General features: G+C 63.8%; 8 protein-coding genes. 6 read left to right on the plus strand and 2 right to left on the minus strand.

Annotation, left to right across the window (positions count from 1 at the left end; genetic code table 11):
- Window positions 1-73: 73 nt before the first annotated feature.
- Window positions 74-5,032, plus strand: a complete 4,959-nt coding sequence (locus IRI77_RS14110; protein ID WP_194452683.1) for a choice-of-anchor C family protein — start codon at window positions 74-76, stop codon at window positions 5,030-5,032.
- A 6-nt stretch (window positions 5,033-5,038) separates the two neighbouring features.
- Here the strand turns inward: IRI77_RS14110 and IRI77_RS14115 are convergent, their stop codons facing one another.
- Window positions 5,039-6,004 carry a sigma-54 interaction domain-containing protein gene (locus IRI77_RS14115; protein ID WP_194452684.1) on the minus strand — a complete coding sequence of 322 codons (966 nt, stop codon included), beginning with the start codon at window positions 6,002-6,004 and terminating at the stop codon, window positions 5,039-5,041.
- 374 nt (window positions 6,005-6,378) lie between these two features.
- Window positions 6,379-8,148, minus strand: coding sequence for a S8 family peptidase (locus IRI77_RS14120; RefSeq protein WP_194452685.1), 1,770 nt, complete (start codon window positions 8,146-8,148; stop codon window positions 6,379-6,381).
- Between the two features lie 524 nt (window positions 8,149-8,672).
- Here IRI77_RS14120 and IRI77_RS14125 point away from each other — a divergent pair.
- The 5 genes from IRI77_RS14125 (at window position 8,673) to IRI77_RS14145 (ending at window position 19,787) form a co-directional block, all read left to right on the plus strand.
- A complete protein-coding gene (locus tag IRI77_RS14125) occupies window positions 8,673-11,117 on the plus strand; it encodes a diguanylate cyclase (RefSeq protein WP_194452686.1) in 2,445 nt (814 codons plus the stop codon).
- 91 nt (window positions 11,118-11,208) lie between these two features.
- Window positions 11,209-11,817 carry a site-2 protease family protein gene (locus IRI77_RS14130; RefSeq protein ID WP_194452687.1) on the plus strand — a complete coding sequence of 203 codons (609 nt, stop codon included), beginning with the start codon at window positions 11,209-11,211 and terminating at the stop codon, window positions 11,815-11,817.
- 7 nt (window positions 11,818-11,824) lie between these two features.
- Window positions 11,825-13,741, plus strand: coding sequence for a CocE/NonD family hydrolase (locus IRI77_RS14135; protein ID WP_194452688.1), 1,917 nt, complete (start codon window positions 11,825-11,827; stop codon window positions 13,739-13,741).
- 124 nt (window positions 13,742-13,865) lie between these two features.
- Window positions 13,866-16,616 carry an InlB B-repeat-containing protein gene (locus IRI77_RS14140; protein ID WP_194452689.1) on the plus strand — a complete coding sequence of 917 codons (2,751 nt, stop codon included), beginning with the start codon at window positions 13,866-13,868 and terminating at the stop codon, window positions 16,614-16,616.
- A 690-nt stretch (window positions 16,617-17,306) separates the two neighbouring features.
- Window positions 17,307-19,787 (plus strand): InlB B-repeat-containing protein, encoded by a 2,481-nt coding sequence (locus tag IRI77_RS14145; RefSeq protein WP_194452690.1) that lies wholly within the window; start codon window positions 17,307-17,309, stop codon window positions 19,785-19,787.
- The last annotated feature ends 54 nt before the right edge of the window (window positions 19,788-19,841 follow it).

The following is a 19,841-nucleotide window of genomic DNA, read 5'->3' on the forward strand; positions in this document are numbered from 1 at the left end:
AGCCGGCCGCGGATTGGCCTTGATTCGGATAATCAGACCTGCTATCACACAGCGGGAATCCCGGAGACGATCCATGCCCAACTGTCTGCACTTTGTGCCGCGGGCTTGCGTTTTGACTCTGCTGCTGGCCGCACCCGCTCTCGCCCTCACCCTTAACCGCGCCGCGACACTGGCAGCCAAGCCGGCCGACTGCGCGAGCTACCCGCCCACCGTCACGCGTTTCGCGACAACGGACCCGCTGGTGGCGCTGGCCTTCACGGTAACCGGGCAGAAGGCCGGTGATGTCGCCGCGGTGGACTATGTCATGCCGAACGGCACGGTCTACGCAGCGGCCAGCGGTCCCTGGCCCGCGCTGACGGCGGCCAATGCCCAGGCGGACGGGTACTGTTTCATGGACACGTCCCTGCTGGTGGCCGGGGCGCCCGCAGCCTCGGCCACGGGTACCTGGCTGGCGAAGATCACAATCAACGGCGTGCCGTTGGTTACGTTGGCTTTCGTGATGGGGGGCACGGCGCCGGCAACGTCGCTGGTCAACGGAGGCTTCGAGCAGCCGGCCTCTTCCGGCTCAAGCACGGCGGCAGCGGGTTCATCCGGCATCACGGGATGGATGGTGACGCACGGCAACGTCGACTCCGGCGGCTCCGCCGTCCGCTGCTCCGAGGGCAGCCAATGTCTCCACATGGGCGGCGGCACGCTTACTGGCGGGGTCTGGCAGGCGGTGGCGACGACAGCCGGAACCCCGTATACGGTGCTCTTCGATCTGGCCGGCAACCCGGATGGCGCACCCGCGGTGAAACACCTGCGCGTCATTGCCGCCGGTTACTCCAGGGACTACAGCTTCGACACGGCCGGGAAGTCGTGGAGCGCGATGGGCTGGCAGACCGGACAGTTCAGTTTTGTCGCGGCCAGCGCGGTCACGACGATCGAGTTTTACGGTACGGATCCGCCGACGCCGTTTGGTCCGATGCTCGATAACGTCCGCCTCACGGCCGACTCCGGCTCCAGCCCGTTGACGGGCAACCTGCTGCAGAACGGCGACGCGGAAGCCGGCCCGAGCGGCACGGATGCCGGGCTTGCCTCGATTCCCGGCTGGACGACCGATGGCGACGTGGCGGTCACACCGTATCAATATTCCGGCGGAGTGCTGACCGACACCTCAACCGCCCCGGCCGACAAAGGACATAACTATTTCGCGGGCGGCTACAGCGCGACGTCGAAGATTACGCAGACGGTGAGTCTCTCGGCCAGCGCGGCCAATATCGACGCCGGGACGCAGGGTTTCACGCTGGACGGGTGGCTGGGGGGCTACGGCGGCCAGGACGACAGCGCGGTGCTGCGGGTCGTCTTCCAGAACAGCCTGGGCGGCACCCTGGGCAGCCTGCCCCTCGGGCCCGTGCTGGCGGCAGACCGGGGTGGTGTCAGCGGACTGATCCACAAGACGGCGACAGGCAAGGTATCGGTGGGCGCGCGCAAGGCCATCGTCAGCCTGGAGTTTACCCGCCAGGGCGGCAGCTACAACGACGGCGCGGCGGACTCGCTCTATTTCGGGCTGACGGCCGGGGGCGAATGCACTTACGTGCTGGACAGAAACTCACAAACAGTGGGCGCGGCGGCGGCTTCGATCTCCGTGGCCGTGCAGACGGGCTCCGCGTGCAAGTGGACCGCGTCGAGCAGTGCGAGTTGGATCCAGGTCGGGTCCGGATCGTCCGGAACGGGCAACGGGACGGTTTCACTGCAGGTGGCCGCCAATGCGGACGCGGCGGCGCGGACCGGCAGCGTGACCATTGCCGGGAATGCCTTCACGGTCTCGCAGGCAGCGGCGGCCGCCGTGTGTGCGTACTCGATTGACCCTCCGGGACGGCTGTTTCCGGCGGAGGGCGCCAAGGGCGTGGTCAGCGTCACTACGGCCGCGGGCTGCAACTGGACCGCCACCACCCAGGCGGACTGGGTGAGTCTCCTGGGCAGTGGAGGCGCGGGTTCCGGGCGTATCGAGTACCGGGTGTCGCCCAACACCAGCGCCACGCCGCGGGCGGCGACGTTGACCGTCGCCGGGGAGAGGCACTCCGTCAGCCAGGCGGCGCAAGCGGCTCCCAACTCTCCTTTGATCACCTCGCTGGTGAACTGGGCGGATGATTCCGGCGAATTTGCTCCGGGCACGTGGCTGGTCATCCAGGGCAACAACCTGGCATCGGCGGCCGGCAGCTATTCGACCAGCCTGCCGCCGTACAGTTTGAACGGCGCGTCGGTTGAGTTCACGGACGGAACCACGGCGTTCCCGGCGCCCATGCTCTCTACCGCGCCTGATTCGCTGATTGTGCTGATCCCCTATGAGTTGGAGGAGCCGGCCATGCAGGTGGTGGTGACGAGCGAGTCCGGCAGCAGCGCGCCCAGCCTGATCGAACTGCAGAGCGCCGCGCCGCGCGTGGCTGCTCCGCGGGGCGAGGGGATGGTACCGGCGACGGCCTACCACTCCGATTCGTCGCAGGTGACAGCAGGAACTCCGGCAGTGGCGGGCGAGTCCATCCTGGTGATTGTGGCCGGACTGGGCCGCATGACGCCCAGCCTGGCGCCGGGCGCGGGCGGAGGAGACGGGTCAGATGGCAACCCCAGCAATCGGGCCACGGTCCCGGTGACTGCCTATCTGGGCGGGCAGTTTGCGCCGGTGCAGTACGCCGGCGTACTACCGGGGTCGACGGAAGGGCAGATGATCCTCCTGAAGATTCCCGATCATCTGCCCACCGGCGAGCACGAGCTGGTGATCGCCGCCGGCGGCTACGAGTCAGCGGGTGGCGTCACACTTCCGGTTTCCGCCGACAGTTGGGCGAGCGGCGCGGCGGCGATGCTGAACGCGAACGAAGGAGCGGTTTCCTATGGGGGTCTGACGCTGGCCGTGCCGGCCAATTCGCTCACCACCGGCGCGACGGTGGTTGTTTCGCGGAATCTGCAACTGAGGGAGGCCGGCAAGCCGGTCTTCACCATTGCGGGGCTTCCAGCAGAGTTCGGCCCGGCGACCCTGACCGTGGATGTAGCCGCGAGTGAAGGCGCGCCATGCCTGGTGCGGCTGCGCAATCTGGCGGACGAGGCGGCCGGTGCGATTTCCCTGCCGGCTACGGTGACCGGGGGCCGGGTGAGTGTGGAGCTGCCCGCGTCCGCGGGCTCCGCCACCGCCAAAGCGAAGTCGAGGGAGGGGTATCAGGCATACCCCACCAAGACCATTCGGATCCAGGTGGACGAAAACGCGATGACCGAGATCAGCCCCAGCGGGCGGATGTGGGTGCGCTACTCCGACGCCATCCTGCAGCCGAAGGCGGTCATCCTGGCGAAGCTCATGGACGATATAGACAGCTACCTGACGGGCACCCTGGGCATGAGTTGGGATCTCTCCGCCCGGCCGCAGCTTCCTGAAAAGAAACGAAGTTGGCCGCTGATTGCCGATATCTATCCCTTCACGGGCAGCGATGCGGATAAATGGGCCTCGGAGGGGTCGATTTCACTGGTGAGCGGGAAGGCCACCCAAGGCGTGGACATCAACGAGAAAAGGGTGCGCAACGACGCCGATTTCCCTGAGATCCGGCCGACGCTGGCGCACGAGATGTTCCACGTGATCCAGAACCTCTACGACACGCGGACGGCCTATGACATCCGTCACCAGTTCATGAATACGTGGCTGTGGTATGAAGAAGCGGCCTCCACGTGGCTGGAGCGGCGCTTCGCGCCCGCGGACTTCATTCCCAGCACAGTGAAACTGAAGCCGGGCACCAACGATCAGTCGGACAACTTCACGTTCCTGAAGAGCCCCATGGGCCTGGTCAACACGCCGAGCTACGGCTATGGCTCATCCATGTTCCTGGAGACCCTGCACACCAGTGAAGGGCCGGCGGTGGTGAGCAAGATCCTGAACGACATCTCAGCAGGTACCGGAGTCTCTTCCTACACGCCTCTGGAGGCGATGCGCAGGCAGTTGGGGGACGACCGACTATCGGGCCGGTGGATTCAGTTCTGCCGGGCGTGGATGGGTTCCAAGGTCTACCCGGGAGTGTCTTACCCGCCGCCCGGCGACATCCTGGCCGGGACGTTTTCAGAGTACAAACCCTACTGGTCCACAAAGCCGGGCGGGACGGAGAGCATCAGTTGGAAAGCGCCGCCGCTGTCGGCGCAGATGTTCTCTCCCACTTTCATGGAAAACTGGCCGGACAACACGCCCCTCAAAGTGACGCTGATCGCACCGCCGGGCGCGGAGATGGTGGTCTATTCCCTGCACCAGGGGCGGGCCGGCGACGTCACGATGGACCTCGAGGCCGAAGGGGTGACGCAATACACGTTCCAGAAGGGGGAACTGGTCACGAAGAAGAACTCCTCAAGGCCAATGATCATGGTGGTGAACGGCAATGTACCCACTTACCACGATGTGACCGTGAGCGGGAGCGCGTACGGCTACTCCGCCACGGTGACCAACAAGGCCTTGGACGAGGCCACCTACAAACTGGAGTTCTCGGTGGGGGGCGAAACCGCGTCTTTCGTCTGCGATCTGCCGGTGCGCAAGAACTCCGACTTCAACAAGTACCCCAGATTCAAGGCGGTGGTCAGCATCGACGGTCCGGGGGCGTTCTACGCCGGGCAACTGAACCCGGCCCGGGCGGCGGAGTTTTGCGAACCGGTGTTCACCGTGACTGGCGACAAGTTCACGATCCGCGCACAGGTGCTGGACTTCAACGTGGACGGGTATCTGCCGCTGGATTTCTGTGATGCGTATGAGGATGTCTGTTCGCACCACGAGTATGCGCCCGGCGGGGAGATGACGGGCATCGGAGCGAACTCGACGGATTTGAGTAAGAACTGGAAGGTGGAGCAGAAGAAAGAGGTGACGAACTTCACCGCGAGTGAATACCCGGAAGGCTACACCACGTCGCACCAGTTCTACATCAATATGAATACGACGCGCAGGGTGATGAGCACGGGGGTTCCGTTTGCCACGTATGTCACTACGTGGAACGTGGATGGATTCGGCGCGATCCGGATTCTGAGGAAGTGACGGAGGTCAGGCGGAGGGCATGTAGACTTTGAGCTTGCGGCTCAAGGTGCGGGAGGAGATGCCCAGGATCGAGGCGGCCTTTTCCTGGTGCCAGTTGGTCTCCGTGAGGGTTTTCAGGATGAGGCTGCGCTCCATGGCTTCCAGCAGGCCGCCGCCCTGGTCGGCGTCGGGATCGGGGCCGGAGACCGCGGCGGAGAGATTGCGCAGCGAGTGATCCAGGATCAACCTGCTGCCGGCGGCGCGGATCTCGTCCGGCAGATCGTCGAACGTCACCTGGCCGCCCGTGGCAACGGCGCCGGCCGAGATGATGGCGTTGCGCAGTTCGCGGACGTTGCCCGGCCAGTCCCAGTGATGGATGGCGTGCAGGGCAGCCGGGGAGAACATGGCGTCGGGGCAGTGGCGCTGGCGAAAGAACTCGAGCAGGGCGCCGACATCCTCGGGCCGGCTTCTCAAGGGCGGCACGGTGAGCCGCAATTGGGCCAGGCGGTGGTAGAGGTCCTTGCGGAAGCGGCCCTCGGCGACCATTTTGGCGAGGTCCTGATTGGTCGCGGTGAGGATGCGGACGTTCACCTTGACCTTCTTGGTGCCGCCCAGCCGGTAGTACTCACCGGAGTCCAGTACGCGCAGGAGCTTCACCTGGAGGCGGAGATCGAGTTCCCCGATCTCGTCGAGGAAGAGGGTCCCGCCGTCGGCGATTTCGAAGAGCCCCTCCTTGGCCTGGTCGGCTCCGGAGAAGGCGCCTTTATGGAAACCGAAGAGTTCGCTCTCCATGAGGGTATCGGGCAGGGCTCCGCAACTGACATCGACCCAGACCAGATTGGAGCGGTTGGAGTAGTGGCAGAGGGCGCGGGCCACGATCTCCTTGCCGGTACCGCTTTCCCCGCAGATGAGGACACTGGCGTCAGTGAGCGCAAAGCGGCGCACGCGGTCCATCAGGGCTAGCATTTCCTGGCTGGCGAAGACCGCATCCATGCCAAGAAATGACTCCCTCTGAACCGTGGGGACAGTACACATGCTTTCACAGGGTACTGGGAATCCACCGCGTCTACAATTTAGCGGGAGTCCTAGCTGTCATACGGAATGTACCGAGATCAGAATGAGACAGTTACCCCTATCGTGACCTAAGCGAATCTACGTAACAAGAAGTTCAAAGTCGTGCTGTTTCAGTCGATAAGGCAGGGATCGGGTTACTGAACCGAGGCAGGGATAGTCCCCATCTGGGCGTATACGGAGCGAAGGGAAGCCTCATTTAGATACAAAAAGGGCCGGCATCCCGCTGAGGAGTTGCCGGCCTGTGGAGTGAGGATTATGGACTTCGATTCGATGCCCGGCCTGGGGTGTGACCGTTAGTTGTCCCCGGCGGCCGAAGTGGATTCCGAGAAGGGGTTGGCGGTGCCCCACACGACTCCGGTACCCCAGACGACGCCTGTACCCGTGGGTGCGCCGGTGCCCCACACGACTCCGGTGCCCCAGACCACGCCGGTGGTGCTGACCGTGGTGCCCCAGACGACACCTGTACCCCAGACGACTCCGGTGCCCCAGACCACGCCGAGACCGGAGGTATCGGAGGAGTCGTAACTGAACACAACGGTACCGCCCTGGTTGACGGCCTTGGGTGATTTGGCCGTCTGGTTGGTCGCGATCCGGTCGCCGCTGCTGAGGGCGGCCACGATATCGAGATAGCCGGCGCCTACGGTGAAGGCGTCGGCCCGCATCGTATAGGACTGCCCGGTGGTGGGGTCGACCGCGGTGCTGGTGGAGGGGAACGATTTGCTGGCGGTCTTCATCAGGCGCGCTTTGACCTGATCCGGAGTGAGGGTGGAATCCTTTTGCAGGAGCAGGGCGGCGGCGCCGCTGACCATGGGCGCGGCCATGCTGGTGCCGCTGAGGGTGAAGTAAGCGTCATACGGCACGCCGCGGAACCAGTCGCCCGGGATGGTGTTGCCCGGATAGTGAGACTGGAAGTAGCCGGTGTTGGGCTTGATGGAAATGACGCGGTTGCCCGGGGCCACCAGGTCTGGCTTGACGATCTGGTCGAGCAGGGTTGGGCCCTTGGAGCTGAAGGAGGTCATCTGGTCGTCTGACTTGGAAGGCGTCTGCTTGTCGTTCATCGCCCCCACGGTGATCACGAAGGGATCGTTACCCGGGGAGGTGATGGTGGAGTAGCCCTGGGTCTTCATGGAGTTGTCGCGGCCGTTGTTGCCGGCGGCCACCACGACGACGATGCCGGCCTTCCAGGCGCGTTCGACTGCCTGGCAGAGGGGGTCGAGCTTATAGGACTCCACGATGACGCGGCCCAGGGAGAGGTTGATGACGCGGATGTTGTAGGTCTTCCTGACCGAGATCGCGTAATCGATGGCGGAGATGACGGAGCTGTCGCGGCCGGTGCCGGTGCTGTCGAGGGCGCGGAGGGCGATGATGTTCGAGGCCGGGGCGACGCCCGGGATGCCGTTGTAGAGCAAGGACTGTGCCTTGGCCGCGCAGAAGCCGTTGCCGCCGACGATGCCGGCCACATGCGTGCCGTGGCCGAAGGGGTCCCAGGAGTTGGGCTCCCAAGTGACGAAATCCTTGTTGTGCACGATGCGCGAGCCGAGGCAGAGGCTATTCAGGAGATCGCGCTGCTCAGAGCCCACGCCGCTGTCGATGATGGCGACGCCGATGCCGCGTCCATCATAGCCGAAGGCCTGCGCCGTGACCGCTCCGACGGTGGATACGGTGTAGTCCAGCAGTCCGGTGGCATGCAGTTCGCGATCGGGGGTGATGTAGGCAACGTTCGGGTTCTCGGCCAGCCGCAGGGCCTGGTTGCGGGTCATGCGCAGGTGGCCGGTGCGGCCTTCGCGCAGCATGCGGCGGACTTCGGCGCCGGCGATCTGGGCCTGGGCGACATCTTCGTCGGTGACGTCACCGGCGTACTGCACGATCATGTCCTGGAGTTCGGAATCGGCATCGGCAATGCGTCCCTGGGAGCCCTGGCGGCCCCAGGCCAGAGGCGTGCGGGTGTCATCGGAGAGTTTGGAGGCGGGGGTGAGGGCGCGGCCACCGCGGAGTTCACTATCCTGCGGGGCGGCTACGACAACCAGCAGCGACTGGACCGCGAGTGCGGCTAAGACTAACATGCATCGAACTGCGGACCTGGCATTGATGATCATGAAGTTGCTTTCTTTGAAATGCGAGCGACAGTATTCCATAGGCAACTTGCAGGCCATTCCGGTATCACCCTATGTAACTGAAAAATCAGGCTCCGGGTGGAGCAGGCGGACCGGTGCCGGACATTTTGTCGGACACAGGCGCCGGGTGCCGGACGAAGTGTCTGGATTTGTCGCGGCGGGGCGGAGGCAGGTCCGGGCGGACGAGGCCTGAAGCGCCGGCAGGTGAGGGCGGCGGGACTGATTGAGCGAGCAGGGGTTGCGGCTCGCGGAGCGGGGCCGGAGGCAGGCCGGGCTTGCGAGAGCGTGCCAACGGGCCTCCAACTGCAGGATTATTCAGCGGGCGGTGCCCGGAACCAGAGCCGACAATGTCAGCTAGCCAACAGATTCTTAGGGGTTTCCCCTATGCAGACTCTTCGATTAACGGTCGAACAGTAAGGCAGGCGCCGGTGTCTCTACATGTCGATTGAGGCCGGCGCCCGCAAGGATCGCGAATGACCACGCAAGCGAAAATCTACATCGGAGCCGTGCTTGCCGCGGGCTGCGTAGTGATCGTGCAGGCACTCGCGACCTGGCAGCCCGACAATCTGATCCGGCTGGCCGTGTACGTGGCGATCACCCTGGTGGCGTCCGGCATGAAGCTGCGGTTGCCGGGCGTGACGGGGACGATCTCGCTGCATTTCCTATTCCTGCTGATCGGCATCGTCAACCGCGCCCTGCCGGAGGTCCTGATTGCTGGCGCGGGCGCGACGCTGGTGCAGTGTTTCTGGAATGCGAAGAAGCGGCCGACGGCGATCCAACTCGCATTCAATGTGTGCGCGACGGCGGTGGCGGTGGGTGCGACGGATTTCATCTACCACCTGGAGGCATTCCAGGATCCCAATCTCTGGGCGGTCCGCCTGGGCTCCACTTCGGTGGTCTTCTTTTTCGCCAACACGGCTCCGGTGGCGTTGGTGATTGGACTGACGGAGCAGCGCTCGCCGGCTTCCATCTGGCGGGAGTGCTACTTCTGGTGCTTTCCTTATTATCTGGTGGGCGCGACGCTGGCGGCCTCGTTTGGCTTCCTGAGCCGGTCGATGGGCGAGTTTACGGCTCTGCTGGGCCTGCCGGTGGTGTATGTCGTTTTCCGCGCTTACGGGCTCTACCTGGAGAAGCTGGAAGCGGAGAAGGACCATGCGAAGCAGATGGCTTCGCTGCACTTACGCACGATTGAGGCGCTGGCGCTGGCGATTGACGCCAAGGACCATTCCACGCACGGGCATCTGCACAGGGTGCAGATCTACTCGACGGAGCTCGGGCGGGAGATGGGGCTGGGCGAACCGGACCTGGAAGCGCTGCACGCGGCGGCGCTGTTGCACGACATCGGCAAGCTGGCCGTGCCGGAGCACATCATTTCCAAACCGGGGAAGCTGACGTTCGAGGAGTTCGAGAAGATGAAGGTCCACCCGGAGGTGGGGGCGGACATCCTGGAGCGGGTGAAGTTTCCATACCCGGTGGTACCGATTGTGCGGTCGCACCACGAGAAGTGGGATGGCACGGGTTATCCCTATGGACTGAAGGGGGAAGAGATTCCGCTGGCGGCGCGGATCCTGGCCACGGTCGATTGCCTGGATGCCTTGGCGAGCGAGCGGCAGTACCGGCGGGCGCTGCCCCTGGGTGAGGCGCTGAAGGTGGTGGTCTCGGAATCGGGCAAGAGTTACGACCCGCAGGTGGTGGCGCTGCTGGTCCAGCGGATGGACGAGTTGGAGGCGAAGGTCCAACGCACGGCGCGCATCGAAGAGACCGAGCGCGATCCGGTGGAGGCGAGCCTGGAGCCGGGCGAGACGTTGTTGGACGGGCAGGAGGTGTCCGGCACGGCCATGGTGCCCAACGGGCGCCAGCAGGACTTCCTGGCTTCGATTGCGGCGGCGCGGCAGGAGGCTCAATCGCTGTACGAACTCGCGCAGAACCTGGGCAATTCGCTGAGCCTGAAAGAGACGATGTCGGTGATGGCCGGACGCCTGAAGAGGATGGTCCCCTATGACGGGATGGCCGTGTATGTGCGGCGGGGCGATGTACTGAAGCCGGAGTATGTGGGCGGCGAGGACTCGAGGATCTTCGGAGCGCTGGCGATCCCGATGGGGCAGGGGTTGTCGGGCTGGGTAGCGCAGAACCGCAAGCCGATCCTGAATGGGAATCCGTCGGTGGAGCCGGGCTATCTGAACGATCCCAAGGTATTCAGCATCCTGAACTCGGCCCTGGCCGTGCCGCTGGAGACGGCGGAAGGCGTGATGGGCGTGCTGGCTCTGTACAAATCCGGGCGGGATGCCTTCTCAAAGGACCACCTGCGGGTCTTGATGGCCGTGAGTTCGAAGATTTCGATCGCCGTCGAGAATGCCATCAAGTATAAGGAAGCTGAATCGTCGGCCACGACGGATTACCTCACGGCGCTGCCGAACGCACGGTCGCTGTTCGTGCATCTCGACCAGGAGATGACGCGGGTGGCGCAATCGAAGGCCGGCCTCGCCGTGCTGGTTTGCGACATCGATGGGTTCAAGCAGGTGAACGACTTGTACGGGCACTTGGCGGGCAACGAGGTGTTGAGCCGGGTGGCGGCGCGATTCCGTGCGATGTGCCGCGATACGGACTATGTGGCGCGCATGGGCGGTGACGAGTTTGTGGTGGTCGCGCCGGGCTTGTCGGCGGAGGCGGCAGTCAAGAAGATTGTCGCGCTGGACCAGGCGACAGCGGCGGCCGGGGCCGAGGCCTGCGGCTGCAAGTTCATCGGCCTGAGCGTGGGGGTGTCGTTCTTTCCGGCCGATGGGCAGAATGCGGAGGAACTGCTGGCGGAAGCGGATCGCCGGATGTACCGCGCCAAGCAGGCCCGCAAGAAGCTGCGAGCGGAAGGCGCCAGCCCGGAGACGATTGTGCCCAGCATGGCGCGTCACGCGATTCATTAGAAGCCACGCTGTCACCACAAGCCCGACAATTCAGTTCCTCAGCGCCAGGGCGGCGCGCTGAAGGGGACGCGGCGTGTAGCATGGATAGGAGATGCCCACTAACATCGTCCAAGCCCTGCTGGATGTCCTCATCTTCTGGCTGCTCACCACGCCTCATGAATTCGCGCACGCGTGGGTGGCCGACCGGCTTGGCGACGACACTCCGCGCCTGGAAGGCCGGGTGACGCTGAATCCGCTGGCGCATGTCGACTGGATCGGCACGGTCCTGGTGCCGCTGATTTCTTCGATTTTCGGCGGTGTCTTCTTTGGCTGGGGCCGGGCCGTGAATACGAATCCGAATAAGCTGCGCGGGGGCTACAACGGCCTGCTGATTGTGGCGCTGGCCGGACCGGGCAGCAATGTCATTTTTGCCCTGGTGCTGGCGCTGATTGGTTCGTTCTGGCATGCGGGCACGGAGATCCTGTTCCGGGCCGCCTACCTGAGCCTGTTCCTGGCGCTATTCAACCTGATTCCGATTCCGCCGCTGGACGGGTCGAAGTTTTTGCTGGCGGCCAGGATCCCCACCTTTTGGTATATCGAATTGAGCCGTTTTGGGTTTATTTTATTGCTGGTGCTGATGTCTTCGACCGGGTTGGGCCGGTGGATGTCGGAGACCAGCATGATGAGTGCGTTGCGAATGTTCGCATTGTTCAGAGCCTAGAGGAGCCATGAGACTGAGAAGTATCCTTCTGATTGCGGCGCTGCCGCTGGTGTTGATGGGGCAGGCGCGGCGGAATACACCGCCCGCGGAGACGCCGGCCGCGGCGGGCAGCACGCCTGAGCAGCGGGAAGCGTATATCCGCGAGCACTACACGAAGGCGGAGTATCTGGTGCCGATGCGGGACGGAGTGAAGCTGTTCACCTCCGTCTATACACCGAAGGACCACAGCCAGAAGTATCCGATCCTGCTCATGCGGACTCCTTATACAGTTGGGCCGTACGGATCTGAGAACTACACCAGGCGGCTGGGGCCGGCCAGCGAGAAGTTCATGCACGAGGGCTTCATCTTCGTGGGACAGGATGTGCGCGGCAAGGGGAAGAGCGAAGGGAAGTACATGGACATCCGTCCGGTGAATCCCAACAAGCGCGGCCCGAAGGACGTGGACGAGCCCAGCGACACGTACGACACCATTGAGTGGCTGGTGAAGAACATCCCGAACAACAATGAGCGGGTGGGGATGTACGGGATTTCGTACCCGGGCTTCTACGCGGCCATGGGGGCGGTGGAGTCGCACCCGGCGCTGAAGGCGACGTCGCCGCAGGCTCCGGTGATCAACTGGTTCATTGGGGACGACTTCCACCACAACGGCGTGCTGTTTCTGGCGCACGCGTTCAACTTCTTCTCAAGCTTCGGCCGCACGCATCCGCCGGACGGCCCGAGCCTGGAGCGGGTGGAGATGAAGACGCCGGACTCCTATGATTTCCACCTGCGCACGGGTGCGCTGGCGAATTATGACGAGAAGTATTTCCACGGGCAGACCGAATTCTGGAAAGAGCTGACGCAGAACGATACTTATAACGACTTCTGGAAGTCGCGCGACCTGCGGCAGTATGTGAAGAACCTGAAGCCGGCGATGATGAGCGTGGGCGGGTGGTTCGACGCCGAGGATGTGTTTGGGCCGCTGAATCTTTATAAGACGGCGGAGGCTCAGAATCCGGGCGCGAAGAACATGCTGGTGGAGGGTCCGTGGTCGCATGGCGGCTGGGCCCGCACGGATGGCACGAAGCTGGGCAACATCAGCTTTGCCTCGAATACGTCGAAGTTCTTCCAGGACGAGATCGAGTACCCGTTCTTCCTCTATCACCTGAAAGGGAAGGGCGACGGCGAAAAGCTGCCGGAGGCGTATGTCTTCGAGACGGGCCGCAACGAGTGGCACAAGTTCGACGCGTGGCCGCCCAAGGAAGCCAAATGGAAGACGATGTATTTCCACGCGGGCGGCAAGCTGAATCCGATGCAGCCGGCGGACAAGGCCGAGGCGTTTGACGAGTATGTGAGCGATCCGGCGAAGCCGGTGCCGTTCACCCCCTACATCACTAGCGGCATGTCGTATGCGTATATGACCGACGACCAGCGCTTCGCGGCGGCGCGTCCGGATGTGCTGGTGTATCAGACGGAGCCGCTGGAAGGCGATGTGCGGGTGGCCGGTCCGCTGAAGGCGTCGCTGTTCGTTTCGACGACGGGCACGGATTCAGACTGGGTGGTGAAGCTGATCGACGTCTTCCCGAACGATACAGCGGATCCGCAGCCGAATCCGGAGAACGTGCGGATGGGCGGCTACCAGATGCTGGTGCGCGGCGAGCCGTTCCGGGGCAAGTTCCGGAAGGGGTTCGACAAGCCGGAGCCGTTTGCGCCGGGCAAAGTGACCGAAGTGGCGTTTGAGCTGCCGGACGTTTTCCATACGTTCCGTACCGGGCACCGGATTATGGTGCAGGTGCAGAGTTCGTGGTATCCGCTGGGCGACCGGAATCCGCAGAAATTCATGAAGATTCAGGATGCGAAGGCCGAGGATTTTGTGAAGGCCACGCAGCGGGTCTTCCGGATGAATTCGGCGCCCTCGTCGATCCAGCTTTCGACGATCGAATAGGGAACGGGACAGGCCCCGCGGGCTCCGGCCCAGCGCCCCGCCGGCCGTGGCGAGACGGTATATTGGTTTGTCGGCGCATTGGAGGGTCATATGCGCCGGCAATCAATATTATCGGTGGGGTCTTGTGCGTTCCAAAAATCGTTCCACATTTGCCTTCGGAGTCTTCGGACGGGCGGCCGTCTGGGGTGTGTTTTTATTGTGCGGCAGCGTGCTGCCATTGGCGGCGCAAAACGGGCCGCTGACGTGCTCAGCCAGCACTTCCACAACACGGCCGATCCGGGCCAGCGAGATTGCGGCGCTGGTGGGAGAGATCGAGATCACCTGTACGGGCGGTACACCGACAGCGGCGGGGAATCCGGTGCCGACCGTCGACGTGCAGGTGTACTTCAATACGGACTACACGGGGCGGATTCTTGGCACGTTTACGGAGACGCTGCTGCTGATCGACCGGCCGGCTCCGGCGAGCCAGGTGGCTTGCACGTCGAACCCCAATCAGTGCGGCTGGACCGGCGGCACCAAGGGTCCCAACGTCTTCCCTTCGCAATCCCCGGCGCTGAATGCGGTCGCGTTCTACGGCATTCCGCTGGATCCGCCGGGCAATGGCGGGACGCGGCGCTTCACGATCCGCAACGTGCGCTTGGATGTTTCGGCGATTGCCGTACCCACTCCGCCGGCGGGCGTGCCGATTACGGCTAGCGTGAGCATGACCACCGTGTCGGTGCAGAATCCGAACCTGGTGGTGGGCACAGCCACAGCGGCGGTGACGGTGCAGGTGATGGATGCGACGAGTTCGGCTCCTGTGGACGGCACGACGGGCGCCGGGCTGCCGACCTGCACGGGCGGCACGCAGCAGCGCATTGCGAACCTGCGGGTGACGCCCATCGGTCCCTCGCTGCTGGCGCGGACGATCGCCCCCTTCACGGCGACGGATGTCTCGTCGACTCCGGCGGCGCAGAACCTGGTGAATACGGTGTACAGCTCGGATTCGGATTTCTACAACCCGAACTTTCCGGCCACCGGCAATATGAATATGGCGGGCCTGGCGCAGTATGGGACCCGGATCCAGGCGACGCTCAGCCAGCTGCCTACGGGCGTGACCGTGTGGGTTGGCACCGTGCCGGTGACCTATTCGCAGGGCAACCCGGTGGCCAACGGGGCGGGGCAGCCCCGGGCGCGGCTGGTGACGACGGACCGGTGGACCTTCGCGCCCCAGCCGGCGACGACGATCATCGACGGGATTCCGGTGACGGCCCTGACCGTCACGAACGGCAACGCGACCGCGGTGTGGGAGATCCAATTCGCGGGCAATACTCCGGCGAGCGTGGACTTCCCGGTGTGGATTTCGTACCTGGCGAATACTTCGGCGCTGAACCCGGCGCAGGTGAGGATCCAACTGGCGCCGGTGTCGGCGGACAGGACGTCGAGCGACGATGCGCCGATTCCGCGTTTTGTGGACGACGCCACCACGCAGCCGCTGTTCAGCCTGCAGCCGACGTGCACGAATGGCTCGATTACGGTTGCGCCGTCGATCACCGGCAACGGAGTGCGCTTCAGCGTGGACGGGTATGTCTACACGACCGCGCAGAAGTTCAACTGGAGCGCGGGCAGTACGCACGTGCTAAGCGTCAGTTCCCCGACGGCGGGCGCCAACACGAGGGTGATCGCACTGGGCTGGAGCGATGCGGGCGCGCTGACGCATACGATCAGTGCTCCGGGAGTGCCCACTACTTATACCGCGTTGTTCAAGACACAGCACAAGCTGACGGCGACGGCCACTCCGGCGCAGTTTGGCGGCGTGTCGGCGAATCCGGCGTCTCCGGACGGATTCTATGACGCGAACACCAACGTCCAGGTGACGGCCACGGCCAACTCGGGCTACAAGTTCCTGGGGTTCAAGGGAAGCCTGACGGGCGCCACGAATCCGCAGACGCTACAGATCACGGCGCCAGCGACGGTGACCGCGGAGTTTGCGGTGATTGCTCCGCTGACGTCCACCATCAGCGTGACTCCTTCCACGGGCACGGGCTCGAGCCCGACGTTCCAGGCTGTCTACCAGGGCGCGCTGGGCTACCAGTCGCTGAAATGGGTCCAGATGCTGGTGGCCACGGCGACGGACGGCGGCGGCCAACCTTACTGCCTGATGCATTACGACGTAAAGGGCCAGGCGTTCTGGCTGTATTCCGACACCTACGGGTTCTTCGCGGGTCCGATTCCGGCGGGGACACACTCGGCTGACCTGGCGGGTACGGACTGCGCGTTGAGCACGCTGCAATCCACAGTGTCGGGCAACGGGCTGACGCTGCAGTTAAACCTGCGCACGGAGTTCAAGATTGCCGGCAGCCGGAACATCTACCTGCGCGCGTATGACGACGCGGGGACGGACACCGGGTGGGTGCAGCGGGGTACGTGGACGCAGCAGGCTTCGCCCACGCAGCAGTTTGGGGTGACGCAGGCGACGCCGACGGGCTCGTCCCAGACGTTCACGCTGGACTATGTGGATCCGGCCGGCTTCACCGGGATCTCGAAGGGTTGGTATCAGTTCCTGATCGCGGCGGACAGTACGGGCGGCGGGCTGCCGTTCTGCTATGTGCACTATGACCGGGCGGGCAACGGGTTCTGGGTGTATTCGGGCGACGTCGGGTTCTTCGTCGGGCCGGTGGCGCCGGGCGCGGCGTCGAACCTGCTGACCAGTTCGGCCTGCTCGCTGGATGTGGCCAATGCCACGGCTACGCAGTTGGCGGACCGGCTGCAGGAGAAGGTTCCGGTGGTGTTGAAGGCGCCGATGAGTGGCACGAAGAAGATGTTCATGCGGTCGCAGGATGTGTTGGGCCGCGACTCCGGGTGGGTGCAGGTGGGGACTTACCAGGTTCCCTAAGCGAGTAGATTGAGGGTCCGTCCAGGGGGGCGGATTTCCGGATCGAGAGCAGAATGCGTCTCAACCGGGAATCCTGCCCCCTTTTCTTTTTGACGAATCGGCAATTCACAGGCCGCCCATCGGTACGAGGATATCCAGGATGATTGCGTTATGGGCGGGCTGTCGGAGTAGTCGATAGAGATGCCACGGATTCGCCGCATGTGGCTGAATGGCGCTCAGTTACAACGAAGTGAATCAGGCGGGACTGGAATTCACAATTATGAGAGAGGTACGCGCAGCGCATTAAACCGCCTTGCCATTCGGAAAAATTGGCCTCTCCTGGGAGCGGAGATTCAGCCCCGAGGGGTATATTAGTTCTTCGGTCATCCGCCAATCGGCGGACTTACGGTTTTTCATTTCCTGTGGGGGGATATGCCGACACGAATTCCGATCCCTGGTGCGCGCCTGGCGTGGGCACCCGGATTCACCAGTGTTTTGTTTCTTTTGATGGCGAGTTCGCTGCCAGCCAGATCGCAAACTTTTCCGCTTTCCTGTTGGAGCTCAGTGGGACCGGCACGGACGATTCGTGCGACGGAGATCACGGCTGCGGTGGCCGATGTTATTGTGACGTGCCAGAACGGAACGCCTACGGCGGCGGGGGCACCGGTTCCCACTGTAGATTTCCAACTTTATTTCAATACTGATGTCACGGTGCGGACGTCGGGCGCTGTCGCGGAGGCGCTGCTACTGGTGGACGATCCGGCTCCCCAGAACCAGCAGGCCTGTCCGGGCGATCCGGTTTCGTGCGGCTGGACCGGGGGCGCGAAGGGCGCGAATGTGTTCCAGGGGAAAGTACTGGGGCGGAGTGCGATTGCGTTCCAAGGGATCCCGTTGGATCCGCCGGGCGACGGGAAGTCGCGCACCTTCCGGATGACGAATTTGCGGGTGGACGCGTCGGGGCTGAACCTGCAGGTGCTCTCGGGCGGGCAGGTACAGGCATCGGTGACGATGACTCCGTCCAGCGGCTCCTCGAGCACCCTTCTGGCGGGTCAAACGCAGCGCCCGATGGAGACAACGGTACTGGAAGCGACTGGACAAATTCCGCTGGACCCTAGGCAGGGTCTCTGGATCCAGAACTGCAGCAGCCTGTCACAGAGGGCGTTGGCGGCGCTGCAGTTCACGGCTAGCCTGGGCGCTACCTTCCGAACCAGGACGAGTGCGGCTTTTGTGGATACAGAGACTTCCGCGCCGCCGGCAGCACAGAATGTCCCGGGACACCTGTACGGGTCGGAATCCTTGTTTTTTGCCCCCGCGTACCCGGCGGTGAACAGGCTGAATGTAGCGGGGCTGGCGGATTCCGGCACTCGATTGAGGGCGGTCTTTTCTGATCTGCCGGCCGGCGTCACGATTTACGTTTCGACCGTGCCGGTGACCTATACGAACGGGGTTCCAGCGGTGAACGGAGCCGGGCAATTCCAGGCGCGGCTGGTGGCCTCGGAGAACGGGGCGTTTGCGCCGATGCCGCCCACGACGACCATTGGCGGGATTCCGGCCGCCGCGCTGGTTGTGAACCAGGGCACCTCCGTAGCGGCCTGGGAGGTGCTGGCGACGAGCGGATTGGCGGGGGAGACGGCTCAATTCGCGGTGTGGCTTTCCTTCGCGGCGAACAACACTTCAACCGGCGTGGGGACGGTGCGACTGCAACTGGGGCCTGTATCCAATGTGCGGTCGGCGGATGATGTGGCGGCCATTCCGCGGTTCTCGGACGATGGGACGGCGGTTCCCTTGTTCAATGTCGCGCCGACGTGCGCGGGCGGGCCGTATGTGGTCATGCCGTTGCCACCCGTATTCATGTCCGTCGAGGTGGACGGGATCCGCTACAACAACAATGCATATTTCAACTGGCAACCGGGCAGCACGCATACGTTGAAGGGGATTCTTCCCACGCAGTCGTCGGACTGGACGAGGCGCCAGTGGATCCAGTGGAGCGACGGAGGAGCGATGACGCACACGATTACTGTGCCCGCCACGCCCACCACTTACATTGCTGAGGTCAAGACAGCTTACCGGCTGGATCTTGCAGCCGTCCCTGCCGGCGGGGGCAAGATTCAGACCAGCCCAACTTCCCCTGACGGGTTTTACCCATCTGCCTGGAACGTCCCGGTCCAGTTGCAGGCGGTAGCGAATCCGGGCTATACCTTTGCCGGCTTCACGGGCGACCTGAGTGGAACGCAGAATCCGCAACCGTTGGATACGATGTCGGCGCACAAGGTGACGGCGGTGTTTGCCAGGAACGGAAAGACACCGGTCATCCCCAGCCTGACTCCCGTCTATTCGGGTGGGCCCTGGACAGTGCTGAAGGCATCCTTCCAGGCGGCACAGGGTTACCAGTCGATCAGTAGCGCGCAGGTATTGTCGGCGGCCGCACCGGATGGCGGTGGCGCGCCATTCTGCTTTATTCACTACGACGCGGTGGGCGGCGCTTTCTGGCTTTACTCCGATGTGTACGGGTTCTTTATGGGACCCGTGAAGCCGGGCGTGGCTTCCAGCGAGTTGCAGGGGTCGGCTTGCGCGCTGAACACGGCGCAGTCCAGCATCCAGGCGAGCGGGCAAACGTTGGAACTGAGTCTAGCCGTCACCTCCAAGCTCGCGGCCGAGCGAAATGTGTACCTGCGCGCCATGGAGACCGATTCCTCCGACACCGGTTGGGTGTGGCAGGGCCGGTGGAGCCAGCAGGCACCGCTTGAGGCCGGGCTCAGCGTGTACCCGAATTTCGGGGTGAATTCCATGGAGAACTTTGCGCTCTACATCTATGGGGCGATCAGCCTGGGCGAGTTCGACAAGGGTTGGGCCCAGTTCCTGGTGGCTGCGGACAGTACGGGCGGCGGGCAGCCGTTCTGCTTCGTCCACTACGACAAAGCGGGCGGGCATCTGTGGATGTACTCCTCGGACGTGGGGTTCTTCCTGGGTCCGGCGACTCCGGGTGCGCCGTCGAGCCTACTGGACAGTTCGGCGTGCCAGGTGGAACCGGTAGGGGCCTGGGTCCAGAAGGAGAGCTCTGCGTTGAGACTGGGGCTGCCGATCACGATGAAAGCGACCATGAGCGGGCCGAAGAAGTTGTATATGCGGACGATGGATGCGATGGGGATCGACTCAGGCTGGCGGCAGGTGGGGACGTACCTGGTGCCGTAGGGGGCGCGGCGGATCGGCGTGGGCTCAACGCCCCTAGATTGATTATTCGCTTGA

It is taken from the genome of Paludibaculum fermentans (assembly GCF_015277775.1).
GTDB lineage: Bacteria > Acidobacteriota > Terriglobia > Bryobacterales > Bryobacteraceae > Paludibaculum > Paludibaculum fermentans.

What these genes read in the sequence shown, in the direction of transcription:
- IRI77_RS14110 (WP_194452683.1), top strand. Translation starts at nt 74, where the DNA reads ATGCCCAACTGTCTGCACTTTGTGCCGCGGGCTTGCGTTTTGACTCTG.
- IRI77_RS14115 (WP_194452684.1), bottom strand. Translation starts at nt 6,004, where the DNA reads ATGGATGCGGTCTTCGCCAGCCAGGAAATGCTAGCCCTGATGGACCGC.
- IRI77_RS14120 (WP_194452685.1), bottom strand. Translation starts at nt 8,148, where the DNA reads ATGTTAGTCTTAGCCGCACTCGCGGTCCAGTCGCTGCTGGTTGTCGTA.
- IRI77_RS14125 (WP_194452686.1), top strand. Translation starts at nt 8,673, where the DNA reads ATGACCACGCAAGCGAAAATCTACATCGGAGCCGTGCTTGCCGCGGGC.
- IRI77_RS14130 (WP_194452687.1), top strand. Translation starts at nt 11,209, where the DNA reads ATGCCCACTAACATCGTCCAAGCCCTGCTGGATGTCCTCATCTTCTGG.
- IRI77_RS14135 (WP_194452688.1), top strand. Translation starts at nt 11,825, where the DNA reads ATGAGACTGAGAAGTATCCTTCTGATTGCGGCGCTGCCGCTGGTGTTG.